General features: G+C 35.2%; 20 protein-coding genes. 8 read left to right on the top strand and 12 right to left on the bottom strand.

Annotated elements, in window-relative coordinates; genetic code table 11:
- Positions 1–48 precede the first annotated feature (48 nt).
- The 5 genes from JOD29_RS06790 to JOD29_RS06770 all read left to right on the top strand — a co-directional run bounded on the left by JOD29_RS06790 (position 49) and on the right by JOD29_RS06770 (position 4503).
- Positions 49–510: a hypothetical protein gene (locus tag JOD29_RS06790; RefSeq protein ID WP_124763856.1), complete on the top strand. Its 462-nt coding sequence runs from the start codon at positions 49–51 to the stop codon at positions 508–510.
- A gap of 140 nt (positions 511–650) precedes the next feature.
- On the top strand, positions 651–1235 hold the full coding sequence (locus JOD29_RS06785) for a uracil-DNA glycosylase (protein WP_124763855.1): 585 nt from the start codon (positions 651–653) through the stop codon (positions 1233–1235).
- A gap of 224 nt (positions 1236–1459) precedes the next feature.
- Positions 1460–2509: a tartrate dehydrogenase gene (locus JOD29_RS06780; protein WP_124763854.1), complete on the top strand. Its 1050-nt coding sequence runs from the start codon at positions 1460–1462 to the stop codon at positions 2507–2509.
- Positions 2510–2821: 312 nt separating this feature from the next.
- On the top strand, positions 2822–3322 hold the full coding sequence (locus JOD29_RS06775; RefSeq protein WP_124763853.1) for an Lrp/AsnC family transcriptional regulator: 501 nt from the start codon (positions 2822–2824) through the stop codon (positions 3320–3322).
- Positions 3322–4503: an aminotransferase gene (locus JOD29_RS06770; RefSeq protein WP_124763852.1), complete on the top strand. Its 1182-nt coding sequence runs from the start codon at positions 3322–3324 to the stop codon at positions 4501–4503. The genes JOD29_RS06775 and JOD29_RS06770 overlap by 1 nt, the downstream gene beginning before the upstream one ends.
- A 170-nt stretch (positions 4504–4673) precedes the next feature.
- Here JOD29_RS06770 and JOD29_RS06765 read toward each other — a convergent pair whose 3' ends face one another.
- Both JOD29_RS06765 and JOD29_RS06760 read right to left on the bottom strand, forming a co-directional pair.
- The gene (locus JOD29_RS06765) at positions 4674–6089 is read right to left on the bottom strand and encodes an alanine/glycine:cation symporter family protein (RefSeq protein ID WP_124763851.1); all 1416 of its coding nucleotides are present in this window, start codon (positions 6087–6089) and stop codon (positions 4674–4676) included.
- Between the two features lie 348 nt (positions 6090–6437).
- Positions 6438–6887, bottom strand: a complete 450-nt coding sequence (locus tag JOD29_RS06760; protein WP_239585612.1) for a YehS family protein — start codon at positions 6885–6887, stop codon at positions 6438–6440.
- A 714-nt stretch (positions 6888–7601) separates the two neighbouring features.
- Between JOD29_RS06760 and JOD29_RS06755 the strand changes: the two genes are divergently transcribed.
- A complete protein-coding gene (locus JOD29_RS06755; RefSeq protein ID WP_124763849.1) occupies positions 7602–9350 on the top strand; it encodes a methyl-accepting chemotaxis protein in 1749 nt (582 codons plus the stop codon).
- Positions 9351–9449: 99 nt separating this feature from the next.
- Here the strand turns inward: JOD29_RS06755 and JOD29_RS06750 are convergent, their stop codons facing one another.
- Together JOD29_RS06750 and JOD29_RS06745 are read right to left on the bottom strand one after the other, a co-directional pair.
- Positions 9450–10016, bottom strand: a complete 567-nt coding sequence (locus JOD29_RS06750) for a DUF4256 domain-containing protein (RefSeq protein WP_124763848.1) — start codon at positions 10014–10016, stop codon at positions 9450–9452.
- 298 nt (positions 10017–10314) lie between these two features.
- Positions 10315–12591 (bottom strand): ATP-binding cassette domain-containing protein, encoded by a 2277-nt coding sequence (locus JOD29_RS06745; protein ID WP_124763847.1) that lies wholly within the window; start codon positions 12589–12591, stop codon positions 10315–10317.
- Between the two features lie 202 nt (positions 12592–12793).
- Between JOD29_RS06745 and JOD29_RS06740 the strand changes: the two genes are divergently transcribed.
- Positions 12794–13474, top strand: a complete 681-nt coding sequence (locus tag JOD29_RS06740; protein WP_124763846.1) for a phosphoribosylaminoimidazolesuccinocarboxamide synthase — start codon at positions 12794–12796, stop codon at positions 13472–13474.
- A 219-nt stretch (positions 13475–13693) separates the two neighbouring features.
- Here JOD29_RS06740 and JOD29_RS06735 read toward each other — a convergent pair whose 3' ends face one another.
- Positions 13694–14548, bottom strand: coding sequence for a malate synthase (locus JOD29_RS06735; protein WP_124763845.1), 855 nt, complete (start codon positions 14546–14548; stop codon positions 13694–13696).
- A gap of 395 nt (positions 14549–14943) precedes the next feature.
- A complete protein-coding gene (locus JOD29_RS06730; protein ID WP_124763844.1) occupies positions 14944–15927 on the bottom strand; it encodes a tRNA dihydrouridine synthase in 984 nt (327 codons plus the stop codon).
- Between the two features lie 482 nt (positions 15928–16409).
- On the opposite strand from JOD29_RS06730, the gene JOD29_RS06725 reads away from it, so the two are divergent.
- A complete protein-coding gene (locus tag JOD29_RS06725) occupies positions 16410–17027 on the top strand; it encodes an NAD(P)-dependent oxidoreductase (protein ID WP_124763843.1) in 618 nt (205 codons plus the stop codon).
- A gap of 224 nt (positions 17028–17251) precedes the next feature.
- Here the strand turns inward: JOD29_RS06725 and JOD29_RS06720 are convergent, their stop codons facing one another.
- From JOD29_RS06720 to JOD29_RS06695, 6 genes are all read right to left on the bottom strand, one after another.
- Positions 17252–18055 carry an Fpg/Nei family DNA glycosylase gene (locus JOD29_RS06720; protein WP_124763842.1) on the bottom strand — a complete coding sequence of 268 codons (804 nt, stop codon included), beginning with the start codon at positions 18053–18055 and terminating at the stop codon, positions 17252–17254.
- Between the two features lie 313 nt (positions 18056–18368).
- On the bottom strand, positions 18369–18515 hold the full coding sequence (locus tag JOD29_RS06715) for a hypothetical protein (protein WP_158610532.1): 147 nt from the start codon (positions 18513–18515) through the stop codon (positions 18369–18371).
- A gap of 222 nt (positions 18516–18737) precedes the next feature.
- Positions 18738–19151, bottom strand: coding sequence for an NAD(+)--rifampin ADP-ribosyltransferase (gene arr, locus JOD29_RS20725; protein WP_069955805.1), 414 nt, complete (start codon positions 19149–19151; stop codon positions 18738–18740).
- A gap of 724 nt (positions 19152–19875) precedes the next feature.
- A complete protein-coding gene (locus tag JOD29_RS06705) occupies positions 19876–20754 on the bottom strand; it encodes an AraC family transcriptional regulator (protein ID WP_039236463.1) in 879 nt (292 codons plus the stop codon).
- A gap of 104 nt (positions 20755–20858) precedes the next feature.
- A complete protein-coding gene (locus tag JOD29_RS06700) occupies positions 20859–21500 on the bottom strand; it encodes a Vat family streptogramin A O-acetyltransferase (RefSeq protein WP_018664418.1) in 642 nt (213 codons plus the stop codon).
- On the bottom strand, positions 21497–22336 hold the full coding sequence (locus tag JOD29_RS06695; protein WP_007750460.1) for a nucleotidyltransferase domain-containing protein: 840 nt from the start codon (positions 22334–22336) through the stop codon (positions 21497–21499). Before JOD29_RS06695 ends, JOD29_RS06700 begins: the two co-directional genes overlap by 4 nt.
- Positions 22337–22559: the final 223 nt, after the last annotated feature.

The raw sequence follows: 22559 nt of genomic DNA, 5'->3' as shown, positions 1-22559 counted from the left end.
TTTTTTCATAACTATTAATAGGGTTATTAAAACGAATGGAGGGCAGCTGTGAAAAGAAAAGTAAATAGTAAAACGGAGTTAATGTTTTATACTGCATGTCTAATCATTGCATTTAGTTTCATTCTAATCTCTACCATACTATCATCTCCTATCCTTCAAAACTTAGATTTGAATAGGCCTTTAATTGAGCTTTTGTTTCATAGTGAAGCGGAATTTAGTTATGGATGGAGTTTGATTCTTCCAATGCTTTTACTTCTCACTGGGGTTTCTATATTAATTTTTTTGTTAGGGAAGATTGTACAATCTATTATTTATCAAAGTGACTCTAAATCGAACAAAATAATCATGTCTCTCCTAGCAGGTGTACTCGTTACGATTTTAGTAAAAGCCTTTCAGAGTAGCTGGGAATTAATAATTTTGAATTTAAAATACATTATCATCGCTATCTTTCTCATCGTTACCTTCTTTACGATTATTAACCAATTTGCACGTCAGAGGAATTATGAATAATTTTACCTCGGTTGAATGTAACTGAGTACTCTCCTATTTGGAATTATTGCTATTATAAATTTTTTAAAATGGCCCTCATGTATGTTATTCTTCGTAATTGATATATTAAAGAATATCTACATGCAATAGGAGGAGTAGTATTGAACGACTTTTGCGCATCATTATGGCCTGAGGAATCAACACCTGATAGCCTAAAAAACTGCAGCAATTGCGGTCTTTTTCAACACGGATCTCGAATGGTCTGGGGTGAAGGAAATCCAAAAGCGCCAATACTTATATTATTAGATAATCCTGGCTCTCGAGAAGACTCGAAAAACAAACCATTTATTTGTGGGACAAGGCAAACACTACAACAAGCTGCCTTTCACGTTGGATTAACACCTGATGATTTATATGTAACCTATGTTTTAAAAAGAAAACCAACAAGGGCTTATGATAAAGAACAAACTCGAAAGATCTGCATGAATCATTTAGAAGCTCAATTACAAACAAAACGTCCCCAGATGATTGTTTGTCTTGGAAACGTAGCCGTTCAATCTTTCTTTCAAAATCAAGAATTAGATGTTAAATCCTTAAGAGGTCAATTTCATCATGTAAACGGATATAAAGCTGCTGTAGCCTATCATCCGTTAGCAGTTAGGAGACGCCCTAATTTATGGTCTGCATTTCTTGAAGACTGGCAACTCATCGCAGCTCAATATTTTAAAGAAAATCAAGTTCAATAATTAATCCTATTACCCCTCTCTAATGGTTAATAGGATTTTTTATTTATGTATAATATTTCTATCACCTTTAATGGACACTTTTGTTATGTTCATTATTCTTGCCAGCCCCTCCTTACCTATAAAATTTCTTTTAACTTGGAATTTTAAAGTTACTATCTATAACAATTACCCACTTTATGGTATATTTCTAATAGATTGAAAGTTCAAAAAAAGGGGATTTGAATATGCATACATATAAAATAGCAGTAATTCCAGGTGACGGTATTGGGAAAGAGGTTGTTCCTGCAGCCATTGAGGTGTTGGATAAAATTGCGGAACTAGATGGAGGTTTTCAATTTGAATGGACATACTTCCCATGGGGCTGTGATTATTATTTAGAACATGGTGAAATGATGCCTGAAGATGGCATTGAAATTTTAAAGCAATATGATCAGATCTTTTTAGGTGCAGTTGGGATGCCTGACTTAGTCCCTGATCACATTTCACTTTGGGGATTACTGATTAAAATACGACGTGGAATGAAGCAATCCATTAACGTTCGCCCTGCAAAACTTCTTGCCGGACTAGAATCACCACTAAAAAATCCCCAAAACTTTGATATTACGGTTGTACGTGAGAATTCTGAAGGCGAATACTCGGATAGTGGTGGTCGAATTCATCAAGGAGTCGATGAAATTGCCATTCAGAATGCGGTTTTCACACGAAAAGGCACTGAGCGAGCAATGCGTTATGCCTTCGAACTAGCTAAAAACTCACGTAATCATGTGACAAGTGCTACGAAATCAAACGGCCTGACGTACTCCATGCCATTTTGGGATGAAGTATTTGAAAATGTGAAAAAGGATTTTCCTGAAATAAATACAGCAGTTAATCATATTGATGCACTAGCAGCCTTTTTTGTTATGAAGCCTCAAGCTTTTGACGTAATTGTTGCCTCAAATTTATTTGGTGATATCTTAACTGATTTAGGCGGTGCTATTATGGGAAGTATCGGAATAGCTCCTGCTGCAAACTTAAATATCGAGCGTGAATACCCATCGATGTTTGAGCCTGTACACGGCTCAGCACCTGATATCGCAGGTCAAGGCATTGCTAATCCAATCGGTCAAATTTGGACTGGTAAGATGATGCTAGACTTCTTAGGACATCACGAAGCAGGTGCTCGTGTGTTAAAAGCAATCGAAGAAACTTTATCCTCAGGAATCAAAACTGGCGATTTAGGTGGCACTTCCACTCTTTTAGATGTTAAAAATGCAATCTTAAGCCATTTATAAAAAGTAAGCGTTTCATACTTTTTATAGAAAAATAAGTCATTCTTTTTGTCCATCATTGCAAACTATGATGGACATCTTTATTTTTCCCCTTTTTATCCACCATAACTTTCCATATACTAAACATTCTGACACAACCTCCTCTTCCCTCTTTTTAAGAACTGATTTCCTATAACGAATGGCAAATAAATATTATATATGAAAAATTTCTTACATTTCTAACTTTCTTAGTAATTAGCTTGAGCTCCGTTAAAACAACAGTTAAAATGAAAAAGCTGAATTATAAAATATTTTAGAATATATGGAGGTCTTTCCATGAAATTAAATGCAATGGAAATGGAAATAGTTGAAATACTAGAAAAAGACGCGCGGATTGCGATAGAAGATCTTGCTAAGATGATTGGGATCAGCGTGGAAGAAACAGTACAGTCCATTAAAAAACTTGAAGAAAATAAAGTAATTGTTGAATATATTTCAATTGTTGACTGGACAAAAGTTGAAGAACATCCTGGAGTAACTGCTATGATTGATGTAAAAGTAACACCTAAACGAGGTGTAGGTTTTAATGAGATTGCAGAAAGAATTTATCGTTTTGACGAAGTTAGTTCAGTTTATTTAATGTCAGGAACTTATGACTTATCAGTAATCGTTGAAGGAAAGTCTATGAACGAAGTTGCACACTTTGTATCACAAAAGCTTTCTACTTTAGAGTCTGTCCTTTCAACAACAACACATTTTATTTTGAAAAAATATAAGCATGACGGTATCATTTTTGAAACAGAAAATAAAGACAAAAGAATAGTGGTGTCACCTTAATGGAATCAACAAAAAGTCCATATGTATCAAAATTAGCGAACGATTTAAAACCATCAGGCATTCGCCGTTTTTTTGATTTGGCAGCAGGAATGGAAGGCGTTATTTCTCTTGGTGTGGGCGAACCTGATTTTGTTACGCCTTGGCATGTAAGAGAAGCTGCCATTAGTTCCCTTGAACAAGGTTATACTTCTTATACGCCTAACGCAGGTTTATTAGAGTTACGTGAGGAAATCGCAAATTATATGCGAGATCGGTTTAATGTTGAATATTCACCAGCAACAGATATCATTGTAACTGTTGGGGCAAGTTCTGCAATTGATCTTGCCATGCGAACAATACTAGACCCAGGTGATGAAGTCATTATTGTAGAACCATGTTTTGTTTCTTATGTTCCTACTGTTGAATTAGCCGGTGGAGTAGCTATACAAGTACAAGCATTAAAAGAAAATGAATTTAAAATACTACCAAGTCAATTAGAAAAAGTTATTACGAAAAAAACAAAGGCCATTATGCTATGTTCCCCTAATAATCCGACTGGTACAATGTTAAGTAAAAGCGAATTAGAAGGAATAGCTGATTTAGCGAAAAAGAATGATTTATTAATTATTGCCGATGAAATCTATGCTGAGCTTTCGTACGATGAAGAGTATACAAGTATGGCTGCCATTGAAGGCATGCATGAAAGAACAATTTTAGTTAATGGTTTCTCAAAAGGTTTTGCTATGACAGGTTGGAGACTTGGCTTTGTTTGTGCGCCTCCTGAGATTTCAAGTGCCATGTTAAAAATCCATCAATATGCTTTGATGTGTGCCTCTACAATGTCTCAATATGCTGCCATTGAAGCGCTAAAAAATGGTCGTCCAGATGTAGATGAGATGGTTAAGAGCTATCGTCGACGTCGAAATTATATTGTTCAATCCTTTAATGAGATTGGTTTGGAATGTCATGTCCCTGGTGGTGCATTTTATGCCTTTCCTTCCATTACATCAACAGGATTAACTTCGCAACAGTTTGCTGAACAATTGTTGATGAAAGAAGGGGTAGCTGTTGTCCCTGGAGACGTATTTGGTGAAAGTGGTGAAGGCCATATCCGCTGTTCTTATGCTTCTTCATTAGAACAATTGTCAGAAGCCGTTAAAAGAATTAAACGTTTTATTGATCATTTAAACGAGGAACGTTAATTCATCTTAAGAGAATCTTTAGACTGCCTTTGGATACATCATAGGCGGTCTTTTTATTACTTAAAAACCTTATTGGATTATGATAGATGCAAAAGAACGGACCTCCTTAATAGAGATCCGTTCTTAATATGTTAACTAATTCAAGCAGCGCAATTTCTATTTCACTTTATTTAGCGATTTTCTTCTTCGTCTCCCCAGCACTCAACTTCCCCAATATTCGGAACGTTTTTCTTGTAGAACACAGGGTCCTTCCCCTTTTTACGTTGGTCTAAGTAATCATTGATCACTGGTTTTGCCACTTTCCAAAGCATTAATATAGCAAGTAAATTAATAATTGCCATAATTGCCATAAATAAGTCAGCTAAATCCCAGACAATCTGTACTTTTGCCACTGACCCAAACATTACGAAAGCTACTACTAAAATTCGGAATACTAGTAAGATAGATTTTGATTCTTTAATAAACTCAATATTCGTTTCGCCGTAGTAGTAGTTACCAATAACAGTACTATATGCAAATAAGAAGACTGCAATTGCTAAAAAGATACCTGCCCATTCACCTAAGTTACTTACTAATGATGCTTGAGTTAAATTAACTGAAGCGGCATCTGATTGAAGATATGCATCACTTAGTAATACGATAGCTGCAGTTGAAGTACAAACAAGTAAAGTATCAATAAATACACCTAATGTTTGAATTAACCCTTGTTTTACCGGATGAGATACCGCTGCAGTGGCTGCTGCATTCGGTGCTGAACCAATACCCGCTTCATTCGAGAATAGTCCACGTTTAATTCCATTCATAATGGCTGCACCTAACATACCAGCGAACGCTTCTTCAAATCCAAAGGCTGATTTTATAATTAAAATTAAAATATTAGGTATTTCGGAAATATTTAAGATTACTACCATTAATGCAATTGCAATATAGGCAATCGCCATAACCGGTACAATAATTTGAGTAACACTAACAATTCGTTTTAATCCACCAAATACTATAATTCCTGTTAATATCGATAAGATAATTCCAACAACAACTCGATCTGTACCAAAGCTTTCTTTAAAAGCAATTGTAATAGTGTTGGCTTGTACAGCGTTAAAAACGAAACCGTAAGTTAACGTAATTACAACCGCAAAAAGAATACCCATCCATCTTTTCTTTAATCCCTTTTCCATATAATAGGCCGGGCCACCACGATACAAACTACCATCTTTTACTTTATAAACTTGGGCCAGAGTACTTTCAATTAATGCTGATGCCCCTCCAATTAATGCAACCATCCACATCCAAAATACAGCACCTGGACCTCCTAGGGCAATAGCCGTTGCAACACCAGCAATGTTTCCTGTTCCGATACGAGAAGCAGCTGAAATCGTAAAGGCTTGGAAAGACGATACTCCTTTTTTTCCTGATTGATTGTTTGAGGATTTTTCCGTTAGAAGTTTAAACATATCCGGAATTAATCTAAATTGTATAAACTTTGTTTTAAACGTAAAGAACACACCTACTACAACTAATAAAACAATTAATAAATATGAGTACATAAAAGTATTTACACTTTGTAATGAACTTTCGAACCAATTCATCAAATTCCCCCTCATGATGTTCTGTATTTCTCTGCTAAGTATGGTATATATAAATTGATCATTATTTTATATATAATTTTTGAAGTTCAAAAAAAGTTACAACTCGAAAGTTTTAGAATTATCGTACAATTTCGAGAAATTAATTGCATTTTGGACAACAACATGAATTATATCAGCTTAACATTTGACAAGTAAACAACTTTTGTTACAAAAATTCGAATAGAATTTTCCACACAAAAAAAATACGGATTCCACAGCAGAATCCGTTCATAATTACAACTATCAAGTTATTAACACCTCAGGCACAATCAGTTTAGTAAAAACTAATAAACTACTGTTCTTATTTTTTTACTCACGGTATTTCAGTGTTAGTCCTTTTAAGAAGTTTCTCGTAAAGTTGTCACCACATTCTTTATAATTTCGATGGTCTGCTTTACGTAAAATAGCGCCTAATTCCCCTTTTGTAACAATTAAACCAGCGTCGTAGAAAATATCAATCATATCTTCAGAAGTTAAGCTTAATGCTACTTTCACTCTCTTTAAAAATAAATTATTAGGCGTATCTTTCTTTGTAGGTGTTTGTACTGGAGCTTGTCCTGGTTTAGGATCTTGCTTACCTCGTTTAAAAGTAACAAAACCATTTAAAAATGCCTCAAGCATTTCGTAATCACATGGAGTAAATTGATCAGTCGGTGTTAAATCGATTTCTCCATCTTCATTTTCTTTTGGTTTTGAAAGAACTTTCCGCACCTCTTCTTTTGCTAAATTCATACCGCCTAAGCGAAAAATCTCTACCATATCTGTATCTTTAATATCAAGCGCATATCTTAGTCGAATTAATAAATCATTATTTATCACAATATCTCTCCTTCTAAATCACTAGATCTCACACCATTTTCTAACATAAACCCATTTGATAGTATCACAAGTTGTAGTTAAATGTTTTCTTACATATCTCAAGTATTTCCCCTAAATTCTTTCTATACTACACTAAAAAGCTAAGTCCTTAATTTTATCCACATCTTAAAAACCCATTTTTATGCTCTATATATTTTAATAATGGCATCAAATTTGCCAATAGTAGTTTTGTTATAGGACTTATCTCAAATTAAGTGTAGGTTTGTAATTAAACAGACTGCTTATTGCACTAATCTATGATTAAGTAGTATCCCCAATTTCGATAAATCATATTTTATCTATTTTTCATTAATCAATTTAGATTAATCCAATTTCATCTATAACACAATAGCTACTCAAAATCCCCTTTTTGCTAAAAAAACTTTTCATTTCTGGACTCACAAAACTGCCCTAGAAAAATTGTATTCCTTTTACAACCGGTAACTTTGGTAGTCCCTATTTGTGGAAAATTAATTAAGTTCCAATAGACTTAAACTAATGATATTATATTTTATTTATAGTTTATTAAATTTTATTAAAAATCCATAAACTTTGTCGATAAATTGATAGTGAACAGGAATTGGACTTTATATTTAAAGGAGTATCATCAAAAATATGCAAAAGGAAAAACGATTATCCAGACAAATTCTTTCCATCATTGTTGCCTTACTCATTCTATTATTAGTAACGTTTGTTTTTTCAATGTTCTATAATTCAAGAGAATCTGTAAAACAAGCTATTGGTGAGAGAACGGTAGATATAGCAGAAAATATGTTAAATTATATAGACGTTGAACAATATAAAAAATTAGCGAAAAATCCAGTCGAAGATGATTTATATTGGGAACTGAGGAAACAATTAAATGAACTCCGTGAAATAAACGGTGTTTTGTATGCGTATACATATTTTGTTCCCGAAGAGGGTGAAGACGTGACATTTTTAGTGGATGGTATGCCAACAGATGATAAAGAAAATGCAGCAGCATTAGGTGAGACATCTGGTTCCACTACTTATGAGCATTTACAAAATGCTATTGAGCACGGTTCCTATTATTCTGATTTGTTAAGTAGTGACTTTGGTGAATATGTATCTGGTACCATCCCAATGAAGGATGCAGATGGTAATGTGGTTGCTTTTCTTGGGGTAGATATCGATGCTTCGTACACAGATGAGGTTAGCTCGAATGTGGCACAGGATATTGTACCAAAGATTGGAATTATTTTTTTAATCCTCGTCCTAATTGGCTTATTTATTACTTACCGTTATGTAAATAGCGCATTAAAACCATTAATTGTATTAAAAAATGCTTCCGTACAGTTGGCAAATGGCGATTTAAAAAATGTCGATGAAACCCTTTCTTCACTAAAATTAAGAAATAATAATGAGATTACTATTTTCGCAAGCACATTCTCTCAAGCACTTAGCAGCTTGTCCGAATCTTTATTGAACTTACTAACAAAATCGCAAAATTTAGAGCAAGTTGTAAATGATTTAGATCATACTGCTTCACTTGTTAGTGATTCGAATAATATTATTACCGCAAGTGTTGTTCAAATTGCTGCTAGCAGTGAACAGCAGGAGGCAAGTAATAGTGAAGTAAACTTAGCTATGAACGAAATGACGATTGGTATTCAACGTGTTGCAGACACAACTTTAGAAATGTCTGAATCATCGAATGACATGAAGCTTTTAGTAGAGACAAGCGTAGATTATACAAAACAAGTTGTATCACAAATACAAAATATGGAGGCATCTGTACTTCATACAGAAGTATACGTTCGTGAGATGGGTGAAAAGTTTAAATCCATTAAAGAAATGGTTTCTGTAATCACTAGTATTGCAGACCAAACTAATCTATTAGCTTTAAATGCAGCAATTGAAGCTGCTCGCGCCGGTGAAGCAGGCAAAGGCTTTGCGGTTGTTGCAGATGAAGTTCGTAAGTTAGCAGAGCTGTCTAAAAATTCAGCAGACGAAATTCAAACTCACCTAGAAAACTTCCTTCAAATTAGTAATAAGGCATTAGTGGAAATGGGACATAGCACCCATCAAGTTAAAGCAGGCAACGAAGCAGTTGAGCAAATTGGTGATAAGTTATATCAAATCTTAGATGTTGTCACTGAAGTGAATTCGAGGGTTCAAGATGACTCCGCTGTTATCGAACAAATGTCTGCAAGCTCTGAGGAAATATTAGCTTCCACAGAAGAAATTCAAAAGCTTGTTGCAAATACATCTAAACAAACAAGCGAAGTCGCAAGTTCGTCAAATATTCAAGTAGAAATCGTAGAGAAACTCGCCGAAGTTGTAAAACTACTTGATACAACCTCAAAAGAAATGATGCAAGAAATAAATAAATTTAAATTTTAATTAACCTAGTAGAGCTGTCCAGAAATCTATTTCTGAACAGCTTCTTTTAATTAATTCTACTCATCTTGTATTAGAAATCACTACTCTTGTAGCATTTATTTAGACCCTTATTGAGCCACGGAAACCTCTAGCAGCATAATAAGAATCTGCTCCATTATGGTACATAAAGACAGTGTTATAGCGTTTATCGCAAAAGATGGCCCCTCCTAGTTTCCGAATATCCTCAGGAGTTTTCACCCAGCTCGATGTTTTCAAATCAAAATTCCCAAGTTTCTGCAACTCTCGGTATTGTTCTTCCGTTAAAATCTCTATTCCCATTTCATTAGCCATATCCATAGCACTGTTTTCTGGTTTATTTTTCTTTCTAGATTCTAGGGCTTCACGGTCATAGCAAACACTTCTGCGGCCTTTAGGACTTTCCATTGAACAATCACAAAAAATATATTCGTCCAATTCTTGATCATATCCGATCACATCTGGTTCACCTTCAGATTTTTCCATTTGGTATAGCGACCATAGTTTTTCAGTATTTGTTACTAACTTTTCTTGCACTTTAGCCCACTCTAATCCTTCATGACGATTCATGTATTTCTCAAAACGCGCTTTTAATGTACTAAGTATTTCTTCACTTTGTTCTTGTGACAACTCTCTTTTTACATTACTCAATTAATTTTCCTCCCTAGTGTTAAAAGGTTCTATTTCCATTACTTCATCATTACTACTTTTAATCGCTTATCCTTTGTTTTACTCGATGGTTTCTTATAAGTATTTAAATAAGGAGTCTTATATCAACATATATATAGTATTACGATGCCAATTCCCAAGCAATTCTTATCCTCGGAGAAGCAAGATCAACATCACAACTTTCTACTCGTTAGCCTATATTCGCCCCCTAATCTTAGGGCAAACACAATGTTGGTTAAGGGAGCTTGACATGTCCCATTTACTAACTACTATACGCCCATCATAATTTTTCATTAGTCCCATCTCTTAACCATTTCCCTGTCAATGTGTTAGCCTTTAACAATTCTACTGGTGTGCCTTCAAATATAATATGTCCGCCTAGTTTTCCCCCTCCCGGACCTAATTCGATTATCCAATCGCTCGCTACAATAAAGTCTAGATTGTGTTCAATCATGATCACGGTGTTCCCTCTGTTTATAATATTTTGAAAAACTTTTAAAAGTGTTTCATTATCTTTTTTGTGTAGTCCTAAGGATGGCTCATCTAATAGATAGATTTCCCCTTCATTTTGTAAATGACTTGCTAGTTTTAACCGTTGAATTTCTCCTCCACTTAATGAACTTGTCGTTTGTCCTAAGGTTAAATACCCTAATCCCACGTCTTTTAGTGTGCTAACTCTTTTTATGATCTTTGATATATTAAAAAAATCTATAGCCTCGTCTATAGTTAAATCTAATATCTCTACTATATTTTTACCTTGATAGCTATACTTTAGCGCTTCATCTGAATATCTATTACCGCCACATGCTTCACAGGGAATAGTCACTGGATCAGCAAATGCGACCTCTGGTATGATTTCGCCTTTACCTTTGCAGATTCGACACGCTCCCAAGGAATTAAAGCTGAATAAGCCAACTGGTTGTTTTGTTTCTTTTGAAAATATTGAGCGAATATCATCCATTATTCCCATATATGTTGCTAAAGTAGAACGGTTGGAGACTCCTATGCTGCCATGCCCTACCACTATGGTTTCTGGATACAGTTCTGTAAAGGCTTCTAACATAAGAGTACTCTTACCCGATCCAGATACACCACATATAGAAACTAATACATTTCCAGGTATATTTACACTTATATTCTTTAAGTTATTATGACTTGCCCCTTTTATTGTGAAATAATTTTTTATTTCTCTTGGATTTTTATTTATTTTCAACTTATGGTTGATTGCTATTGCAGTTGGTGTGTTTTTCAATCCTTCCAGTTTTCCTTGATAAACAACCTCTCCCCCGTTTATACCTGCCCCCGGTCCCATCTCAATTATTTCATCTGCTACCTTAATTACTGATAGATCATGTTCAATTACAACGACAGTATTATATTGGTCTTTTATTGCTTTTAGCATCTGAATTAAAAGATCTACTTCTTCCGGATGTAGTCCTGCGCTTGGTTCATCAAAAATGTATGTAATGTTGTTTAGACTGCTCCCCAAATGTCGCGCGATTTTTACCCTTTGAGCTTCTCCACCAGACAGGGTACCCATATTTCTTGATAAACTTAAATATCCTAGACTCATGTCAATTAATTGTGTGATATGTGGGATAGCTTGTTGTGCTATTGATCTTCCTATAGGATTATTGATGTTCTTTAATTCTTCTAGTAAATCTGAAAGCTCTAAATGATTGTATTCTGCTATATTTAATCCATTTATTTTACATTCTAAAACTTGTGGATTTAGACCAGAACCTTGGCAGATTGGGCATAAAATTCGAGTTGATACTGCAAAAATGTCTTCTTGTGATACTTCTCTTAGCTTTGAGATATCTCGATTGATATATAGACGTGTAAATCTAGGCAATAATCCATCCCACTCGTGAGGTTGAGGTCCATTTTTTGTATGAAATGGTGCATAGACTTTTTCACCTTCTGGGGGGCCATATATCAACAGCTGAAGTTCTTCTTCTGAGTAGTCCTTAATGGATTTATCGGGATCAAATAATCCTCCAGTCATCATCCATCTACCTTGCCAACCTGAAGGCGATAAGGGTTTGAATTTTACTGCGTACTCTCGGAGCGATTTATTGTAATCAATCAACTTATTTAAATCTGGCGCTACTACCTCCCCAAATCCACTACATTTCGGACATCTACCAAAAGAACTTTGACTTGAAAAATCATTGGCCGAACCTATGGAGGGACTGCCTATTCTCGAGAATAATAGTCTTATTAATGGATTAATATCCATATAGGTTCCTACCGTTGAGCGGGAGTTGCCTTCTATGGATCTTTGTTCTATCACTACAACCGGGCTTAAGTTTTTCATAAGTTCGGCGTTGGGTCGTTCATATCTCGGCATTTGATTTCTTACATAGAGAGGATAATTCAACGTCATTTGCCGTCTACTTTCTGTTGCCAATGTATCAAAAACAACTGAGCTCTTTCCAGAACCTGAAAGACCAGTAAAAACAATAATTTTTCCTTTTGGAATGTTTAAATCTATATTTTTTAAATTATTTTCCTTAAGCCCTCTTAAAATAATCTCATCTTTAATCTTTGGCATCGAATCATCCTTTCTCATTCTATCAACTAAGAACTTGCCTCTAAACTTTAGACAACACTAATTGGTTATAGATTGCAATCTTTATTCTCAATATTTATAAAATTGAGCAAATTATATACAATCATATTTTATTGTTTTATCATTACTTGTAATGCGCGCTATTCCAATAATCGCTAAAATTTTAAAGGAGATTTGATTTGACATGAAGCATATTTATACAGGAAAAACAAAGGATGTTTATGAATTAGAGGATGGCAACTACCTCCTTCAGTTTAAAGATGATGTTACCGGAGTTGACGGTGTATTTGATCCAGGCGCAAATTCAGTTGGTTTGACAATCGAAGGTGCTGGACGTGCTGGACTAAAGCTAACAAAATACTTTTTTGAAGTATTAAAAGAAAAAGGAATCCCAACTCATTATGTTGATGCCGATATCGAAAATGCAACAATGACTGTAAAACCAGCTGAAGTTTTTGGAAGTGGGCTTGAAGTAATTTGCCGTTATCGAGCAGTAGGAAGCTTTTTACGTAGATACGGATTATACGCTGAAGAAGGGCAACCACTAGATGCTTTTGTCGAAGTGACAATTAAGGACGATGAGCGAGAAGATCCACCAATTAGTGAAGATGCATTAGATATGCTTGGTATCTTATCTAAAGATGAATATAAAGTATTAAAAGAATTGACTCAACAAATCGGAAACGTTGTTAAGGAAGAACTAGCGAAAAAAGATATTGAGTTATACGATATTAAATTTGAATTTGGTCGTACAGGAGAAGCTAAACAAATTGTTCTAATAGATGAAATCTCTGGTGGTAACATGCGTGCTTATAAAGACGGAGAATATATCGAACCATTAAAATTAGAAAAATTATTCTTATAATAAACAAAAAGAGGCCTCCATTTTTATGAGGCCATTGAAAACTTATAAATTATAAAAAGTCATAATAACATTCTCTTGTGTTATGTTTGAAGTGGAATTCACTTCAAAAGATCGATAAATCAAGTCATTACTATACTTTTTTATTGAAATCGACTTTTTCAGTGGCTTCATTTTTAATGAGGAGGCTTTTCCTTTTACTTACTATATAATTGGCTACGTCTAATTACGCATTAATGCGCCATTTGGCTTTGGTAATTCTTGAGGTACTATTTGATTCATTTTACAAAAGTGTTCAAAAAATTGTTGTGCCAGCTCTCTTTCTTTTGGGTCGCTTTTCAACGATATGATATCAAGTAAGATTTGAGCCATCCATATATTATCAAAATAACGATATTTGCCTGTATTCCATGTCATTTTTTGAGGCGACTTTTCATTTATATAGTATTTCCAGAAAAGCATCTGATCTGATTCCTGTTCTGTAAGTTGCAGTCTAAACTTTGAATGCGCAGGAACATTTCCATCATCACAAAGCTTACCAATAAACTCTTCATTCACCATATAGACGCCTAAGATTCGTCTGTCTTTTTCAGGCATGTCGGAATCAACTGCTGTTAACAAAACAGCGCTATTTTGGTGCAAGCGGATGGGCTTGTTTGGCTTCCCTTTGTTATTACCGCTTTTAATTTCACCTGAGAAAACACTCCACTCTGAAAAAACACTATTCTTTTCTTCTGTATCACACCAAAAAACCATTTGTGATTCAGGATGAAGCTTATGATTTTGCATAAGTTTTTCATGTTCCATTCGAAGTTCCTGTTTTTTTCGTTGTAGTTTTCTTTCCTCTTCCTTCTTCGATTCTTCTTCTTTTCGTGCCATTTCCTTTTCCTGTATAATCTTTTCCAGTGAATCAGCAACACTTGGATCATGTATTTTTAAGTGCTTCTCAAATACATCAGGGAAAACAAACTTTTTCTTTTCAGTTTCAAAATGTATTTCAATACTAGTTTCATTATGCTTAACTATGTTACCCATGCCAAAACGTTTGTGTGTAACTTTCTTATCAATTAAATTCATTAATATTAGTCCTCCGTGTGTTTAATTTTTCTTCGGTAAAAAAATTATTAAAAAAACGTATTCACAATTCTATCTGCAAAAAAACAGTTGAATTCAGAATACGATTGGAAAAACAATTGTAAGACTATTATAACATTTTTTCGATGAAATAACAAATTTCTTATTGACACAACATTTAAACGTGAGGTAAAATAAAAATTTTATAATTTCCATTTTATAGACTATACTATAAAATAAAGGCTTCCCAAAAGTCACGGAACTTTTGAAAAGCCCTATAAATAAGCATTTAGCTACCGTTGATCGGTGTATCATTGCTCGAGTCAAATACAGAGTCAACTGGAGTTATCTTAACTATCGTTTTACAAGGGAGATCCCTATTTTTTTGAGGGTTTACCTTAATCTACTGTCCCTGTCTCATCTACGCTCTTTTCAAATCGATCAAGTAATGCCCGCACCTCATCTGTTGATTTCGTACTCATTAATTGATTTCTTAGTTCACCTGCTCCACGGAAACCTTTAACATAAATTTTGAAAAAGCGATGAAGCCCCGTAATTGAACGTGGAAGAACTTCAGCATATTGATCTTGAAGATCAAGTTGCAGTCTTAAAAGATCAAGGTATTCCTTACTGCTGTGCTCTTTTGGCTCTTTTTCAAAAGCAAAAGGATTTTTAAAGATACCTCGCCCGATCATAACACCATCAATACCATACTTTTCAGCAAGTTGCTGACCAGTTTGACGATCAGGAATGTCTCCGTTGATGGTTAATAACGTATCTGGTGCAACACGATCACGTAATTTCTTAATTTCCGGAATGAGCTCCCAATGCGCATCTTCTTGGCTCATTTCCTTTCTTGTACGTAAATGAATCGAAAGGTTTGCAATATCCTGTTTTAAAATATGCGTTAGCCAATCCTGCCACTCTTCAATTTCTGTGAAACCAAGCCTTGTCTTCACACTGACAGGCAGTCCACCTGCTTTTGCTGCTTGAATAAGTTCTGCTGCAACGTCTGGACGCAGAATAAGTCCACTCCCTTTTCCTCTTGATGCCACATTCGGTACAGGGCAGCCCATATTAATATCGATTCCCTTAAATCCTAGCTCGGCCATACCTATGCTCATTTGGCGGAAATATTCAGGTTTATCCCCCCAAATATGTGCTACCATAGGCTGTTCATCTTCTGTAAAAATCAAGCGACCGCGCACACTTTTCATGCCCTCTGGATGACAATAGCTATCCGAGTTCGTAAACTCTGTGAAAAATACATCCGGTCGAGCGGCTGCACTTACTACGTGACGAAAAACAACATCTGTTACATCTTCCATAGGTGCAAGTACAAAAAATGGCCGGGGTAAATCTTGCCAAAAATTATCTATCATTTCAAATTCAAATCCTCTCATCATACATACAGCTTCAAAAGGGACGAGGGGACAGGCACCTCGTCCCAAAATTATAAACTTAAATGTTCTTACTTCTTTAACACTTATATCATGCTTTATCACTTATTATCAAACACAAATTCACTAGAGTAGCCTATATAATGCTAAAACAAGTTAAATTTACTCTTTCATTAAATACAATAAATTAAGAAGTTACTTCATGTAACAGCTCCATAGATACCTTGTTTACTACATTTCATTCTTCTAACAAAGCACAAATTTTAGATGAAGTTCGACTATTAGCATTTGTATTTTTCAAAGGAATATTAGTCTTTTATCAATTTACACAGAATCAACCTAGGGATATTATTCCAAATAAAACCACAAATCGAAGAGATTGAAGATACTCCCCTCACCTGTTAATTTGTTTTCAAGTTAGAGAGTGCTATACTCGAATAAATATACGTTAGAGGTGATGCCCAATGAAGCTTATCGTATTTGGTGCAACGGGCGGTGTTGGAAAATTATTTGTACAGCAGGCAGTTCAGAAAGGATATGAGGTAACTGCTTTTGTTCGTACACCTGAAAAAATGGACATTCAAGGAGTTCAAATTATTCAAGGGGATGCATTTGATCCTGCAAAAGTAGCAGAGGCAATTGTGGGTCATGATGTTGTAGTTTCTTGTATCGGTTCCACAAAAGGTCCTAATAAAGATACGTCTATTCAACGAATGGGTCACAATATCGCAGATGGGATGGAGGCTGCTAATGTTAAACGTATTATCTATTGTGCATCGGCTGGGGTATTTAATGAAATTCCAGGAATTTCAGGAAAAATGATGATGAAATTATTGGAAAAGCCATTAAAAGATCATCGTGCAGCGTTAGAGGCAATCATGTCAAAAGATGTCGTTTATACAATTGTTCGTCCAATGGGCTTGAAGGATACGGCACTAGAACTCGATTATATCGAAACATTCGAAGGCGTACCTACTACATCTCGCTCTATTCCACGTGCAAGCGTTGCCCATTTTATGGTAAAGGCAATTGAGGACAGAAAATATGAGAATACTTCAGTTGGCTTAGCAAGTGCTCGTTAAAAGTAAAATTAAATAGATCTAAGCGACAGTAGTATGGCCACATATGAAAAAACGTATAACAAAACTAATGCAAAGTCCGGCGATATTTATTTTTTTAGATTGTCTTAAATGTATTTTTATAAACAGAATAGCAGCTAATATAGATGCCCTCTATTTTAGCTGCTATTCTATTATACCTCTCCGACCATGCGACTGCTTCACGATGGATAAAATAAAAACGTCCTTTAATGCTGGCATTTAGGGCAAAAGTAAGTTTTCCGCGAAGAGATTTCTTTTATTATAATGGTAGTATTACAACGGGAACATTCTTTACCTTCTCTGTCATGCACATAAAATTGGTAGCCTCCTGTATTGTCATCTCCCTTAAATAACGGATTTTCCATATAACCGCCTTGTTTGATTCCTTTATTAAGGATGAATTGAATCGAATGATAAACCCTCGTTAATTGTTGATCGTCTAGTTCATTGATTTTTTTATCAGGGCTAATTTCTGCATGCCAAAGAATCTCATCAGAATATCCATTCCCTATTCCCGCTAACACTTCTTGATTGATTAATGTTGTTTTTATTGCGCCCTTTCTTTTTTGCATGATCTGGTGGAAGGCATCTAATGTAAAATCTGGATCAAGCACTTCAGGTCCCAAGTCTTCAAACTCTTTCTTAACTTCTTCAGGCGATAAAAAATGCAGGTAGCCTAATCGTAGTCCAATGAAAAATAAATGTTGTTCTCCAAAGGATAGTTTTACTTGAATTGTCCTGTTTGGTCTATCTTCCTCTTTGCCAAAGAACATCCACCCTCCAAGCATTAGATGTAACAGTAAACATGACCCATCCTGTAGTTGAAAAACCAAATATTTGGCTCTTCTAGTAATAGTTTTTATTGTTTGATTTGCAACATTCATAGTAAACTTGTCGACTGGTACGTTAATAGACTTTTCGCGCCCTATCTCAACAGCCGAGATTTTTTGCCCACCTATCAAAGACCCAAGTAGTGTTTTATATGTTTCCATCTCTGGCAATTCAGGCATAATCAATCTGTCCCCCATTATATAAACTGTCTATACAGTATTTCCTACTGGTGGGTTATTATGAATGGCTGGAATTGAAAAACAAACTCAATAACAACCATCACCTCTTGAGCTGCTAAAATTACCAGACTTACCATCGTAAACAACTCAAAATATCCAGAAAGTTTAGAAGGTCGTATTAAATACTTTTCACTTTTAATCTTTCTATAAAAAAATCCAAGAATCCTTTTTGGGACTCTCGGATGCAAATATTCTTTAGATATTTCTATACTTTGTATGTGCCTTATACAAGTTCCAACCATGCAACAGCGGATTAATCCTCTATTCCTTTTTGCGTGTCTTCAATCAATTGTTTCATTAATAATTCTGCTGTTTCGAAATCTTTATTGACAAGTGCTGTTTCAATCTTTTTAAAATGTCGCAACTGTGCTCGTAAAATAACTTTTAAAGAAGATTTCATGTTCTTCCAAAATGCTCTCCCTTTCTCTCATCTATTACAGATAAAAAGGACTCTATTAACTTTTATAATAACTCCAACCATGCAACCGCTTCACAGTGGCTCGAGAGGACAGAATGAATGTCATTTGAGCGTATCCGTTCTCGGAAACATATCCACTACGTTTTTGGCACTATCGGTAGGCGGGAACATATCGACCTTCAACTATCACACCATTAAATGTGTTTAGTTAATAATATCGCCTTTGTTTTTAGCTAAATTTTCATGCCATTCTCGTCGCTTAGTAGCTGTCGGTTTCGTCCACTCTGTTTCTTCACCAATAATTTTTAAAGGTTCTTGTGAGCGATAAGAACGCGTTAAGTTACCAGGGAACTTTTTGTCAGTAACATTTGGGTCGTTTTCAAATTCACCTGTAGGTTCTACTATATAAACGCGTTCTCTTCCTTTTCCTTTTGCTAATGCTGCTGCAAGACCTGCCCCATTGACATTAGCAGTGAAATAAATATGGTTCATTTTAAGCCCAGGTTTGTAATTTGAATTTCCACCCGCTATCAGAAAATCACCAACTTTCAAATCTGCCTTTGTCCCATGGTAAAATGGGCCTTTATCTGTTAGTGCACCATTATATGATTTGGCCAATTCATAATTTCTAGTTGCCTGTTCAGAATCACCCAACTCCTCATAACAGTTGGCAATGTTTATATACAACGTGGAGTAAGCACTCTTAACGTTATCATCATCTATATTTTGTGCACACTGTAAGGATGTTTCCATCCATTTTAATTTATCTGTAATATTTTCTTGTATACGAGCTAAATGATAAGCTGCGATAAATCTTTCATAGTCATCCGTTGCTTCGTGCCATGCTTTATGAAACATCGCAATCGCACCCTCACTGTTTCCACAGTCCTCCAATCCCATCCCACTCATGCAGATTTTAATAATAACGTTATTTGGATCAAATTTTTTATTCATCTAATCTTACCTCCAAATTAATTGAATGTTATGATGAGTATATCCAGAACTTCAACTGCTCAAGATCTTCTCCATTGGCTTGCCTTTTGCCAATTCGTCGATTAATGAAGCAGAGCAAAATAATCACTATCCCAAATCCCCCAACAAATCTCACTAATATACTATCGAAGTATAGCAGTTGAAATTCAGAACGAACAGTCTATATTTGCAATTTTGTATATGTTATAATTAAAGTGAGGAAGAGTATATTATCAGTGAAGTTAAGCTTTTATTGTTTCGGGGGTGCCTAGCACAACCCGAAATTAGCTACGCCAAACATTCACCAATCGTACCGTTTACGAAAAGGGCACTCTTAATAGGAGCGCCCTTTTCGTAAACATTGATGTAATTAATAGTCTTTTTTCTTTACTGGAATCCAAATTTCGCTTCTATACTTAGGATTCCCAGTGTCTGGACTCTCACTCCATAAAATTTCAGGACCTTCAACCGCCTCGTATCCTGATGATGGAAACCACTCTGAATATATCCTACCCCACACATTTTGAAGTGTTTCCGGGAATGGTCCAATCGATTCAAATACAGCCCAAGTACTAGCATCAATTTTTAATACATCAAATTCTGCTGTTTCATCACTTGAAGTTGCTACACCGATGTAATGATCTAGTTCTCCTCTTTCTTCCATTCTTCCTTCCGAGAAATTAGTGGAAGCACTAATAATACCTGTTGGTTCTACATTTGAAATTGCTTTTAATTGTTTAATAACATCCGTGGTTAAAAGTTCAGTCATTTTTGCAATCTCTGGATTGACACCTTTAAAAATAATTGGAACTCTCTTCTTAAATCCTACTAACTTAAAAGGTCCTTTCTCAACAATACGATAGTTCATTTCGCATCCTCCTTTAATTGATAATTGAAAGGTCATTCGAGGATAAGCTTTTAATTGTGTATTCTCACTCCTTGCCTCAGAAGGGAGAATGCCATGCAGGGAATGAAAAGCACGGGAAAATGAATCAGCCGAATTATAGCCATATTTGACGGCTACATCAATTATTCTCAAATCCCTATCTTTCAGATCAAGTGCAGCCAACGTCAGTCTTCTTCTCCGAATATATTCTGATAAACTTATGCCTGCTAAAAAAGAAAACATCCGCTTGAAATGATACTCTGAACAATAAGCGATTTTAGATACTTCACTATAATCAATTTCCTCTGTTAAGTGCTCTTCAATATATGCCAATGCATTATTCATACTTCTTAAAGAATCCATCAAACAACCTCCTTTCATCATCAATATTATCAGAGGATGCATTTACCCATCCGACAATCTGTGCACAATGTAGTCGACTCACCTTATTCGGGAAACCCTTTAGTTTACATTTGTTTATTCATTAATTGCTCTAACCCTGCTTCGGATGTTAACATTTCAAGATTATTAAATATTTCCTCTTCGCTCCAATTCCACCATTGAAGCTTTAGCAAGAATTCAATCTTTTCGTCACTAAAGCGTTTTTTGATAAACTTAGCTGGATTCCCACCATATATTGAATAGGGTTCAACACTTTTTACTACTGTTGAGTTAGCAGCAATAATCGCACCATCTCCAATTTTAACACCTGGCATTATGGTTACATTTTGACCTATCCACACATCATTGCCAATCACTGTGTCACCCTTAAAAGGAAGTTGTTCTATTGTAGGAGTCACTTTTTCCCATCCACAGCCAAAGATATTAAAGGGATAGGTTGTAATTCCATCCATTCTATGATTTGCACCATTCATGATAAACTTAACACCCGCTGCAATTGCACAGAACTTGCCTATAATGAGTTTATCTCCAAGAAATTCGTAGTGGTGCTCTATATTATCATAAAATTTCTCAGGAGATTTATTATTGTCGCTGTAATAAGTGTATTCACCAATCTCAACATTTGGTCTTTTAGGTAGATTACTTATATAGCAAACCGTCTTTATATTTTCATTCGGATAAAGCTTTTTCTTATCTGGCCCCGTCATTGAATATGGGCTCCTTTCAGGTATTCAACCTCATTTACTAGTCTTTGAAGAATCTCTATTCCTTTTCTTGTACAATCTACATTAGTTGATATTAAGGAAATAACCTTATCGACCCTTTCCTTGTAATCGCTTGGCTTGATCTTAAAATCCTCGATCATCTTAACAGCCTTTTTTTCATTTATACAGTATTCTTTATTTACTGCAAATAAGACTTGATTAAGGGAAGATATGCTTCGAAAGCAATGCCCGCAAACATAGGATACATCGTCTTTATCTATATTGTTCTCAGCAAACATTAAAGAGAAACCTGCCTCAAACATAAAAAATTCAGTTAATCCTTTCTGCAAAGCGGTTGGATAACGTTCTGCTTGCTTTTTAAACTCATAAAAGTTTTCATCATTAGCATATAGTATTTTGCTAATCGCTAATTCTCCTCGATACATAGCACTTATATATCCATGGGGATGCCCCGTCTGATAATTAGCAGTAGCAATTCCTTGCTCCGTATCTTTGATTATTTGTACCACCCGTTTAATATCACGTAAAATTAAGTCCACATGATATCCGTTTATGACTAACCATCCGCCGCCATTAATCCAATCACCCCATGCTCCGGGAGGTACAATAAGGTTGCTTCTATTCTCATCATCCAACTCTGTAGCAAGTTGATTAATTACTGTAATGTCAAATAACTCTGAATTGTAATAGATTCCGAAATCTATATCAGAATCCTCTGTATGGGTGCCTCTTGCACGAGAACCCCCTAATACGATGCCTTCTATATAAGGCAAAGAGGATAATTTTTCTGTCACTGATTGAATAATATTATCTATCATACTGAATCACTCCTTTCAATATCAAAAGCTATATCTCATGTTGAGAAACACCTTTTTTGCCATATGTTCCTTAAGCTTTACGTATATTTATATGGAAAGGGGGGCCTTCAGAATTCATCTTGAAGGCCTTATTTTCCCTGATTAGTGATCTAAACTACTTAGCGCTTAGATAAAATCCATAATCTTTTTCACTGCCCTACTTACGATCTGTCAAATAAGAAAA

It is taken from the genome of Lysinibacillus composti, assembly GCF_016908465.1.
GTDB lineage: Bacteria > Bacillota > Bacilli > Bacillales_A > Planococcaceae > Ureibacillus > Ureibacillus composti_A.
Note: the sequence above shows the minus strand (reverse complement) of the source record. Positions and strands in the feature narration are given on the sequence as shown.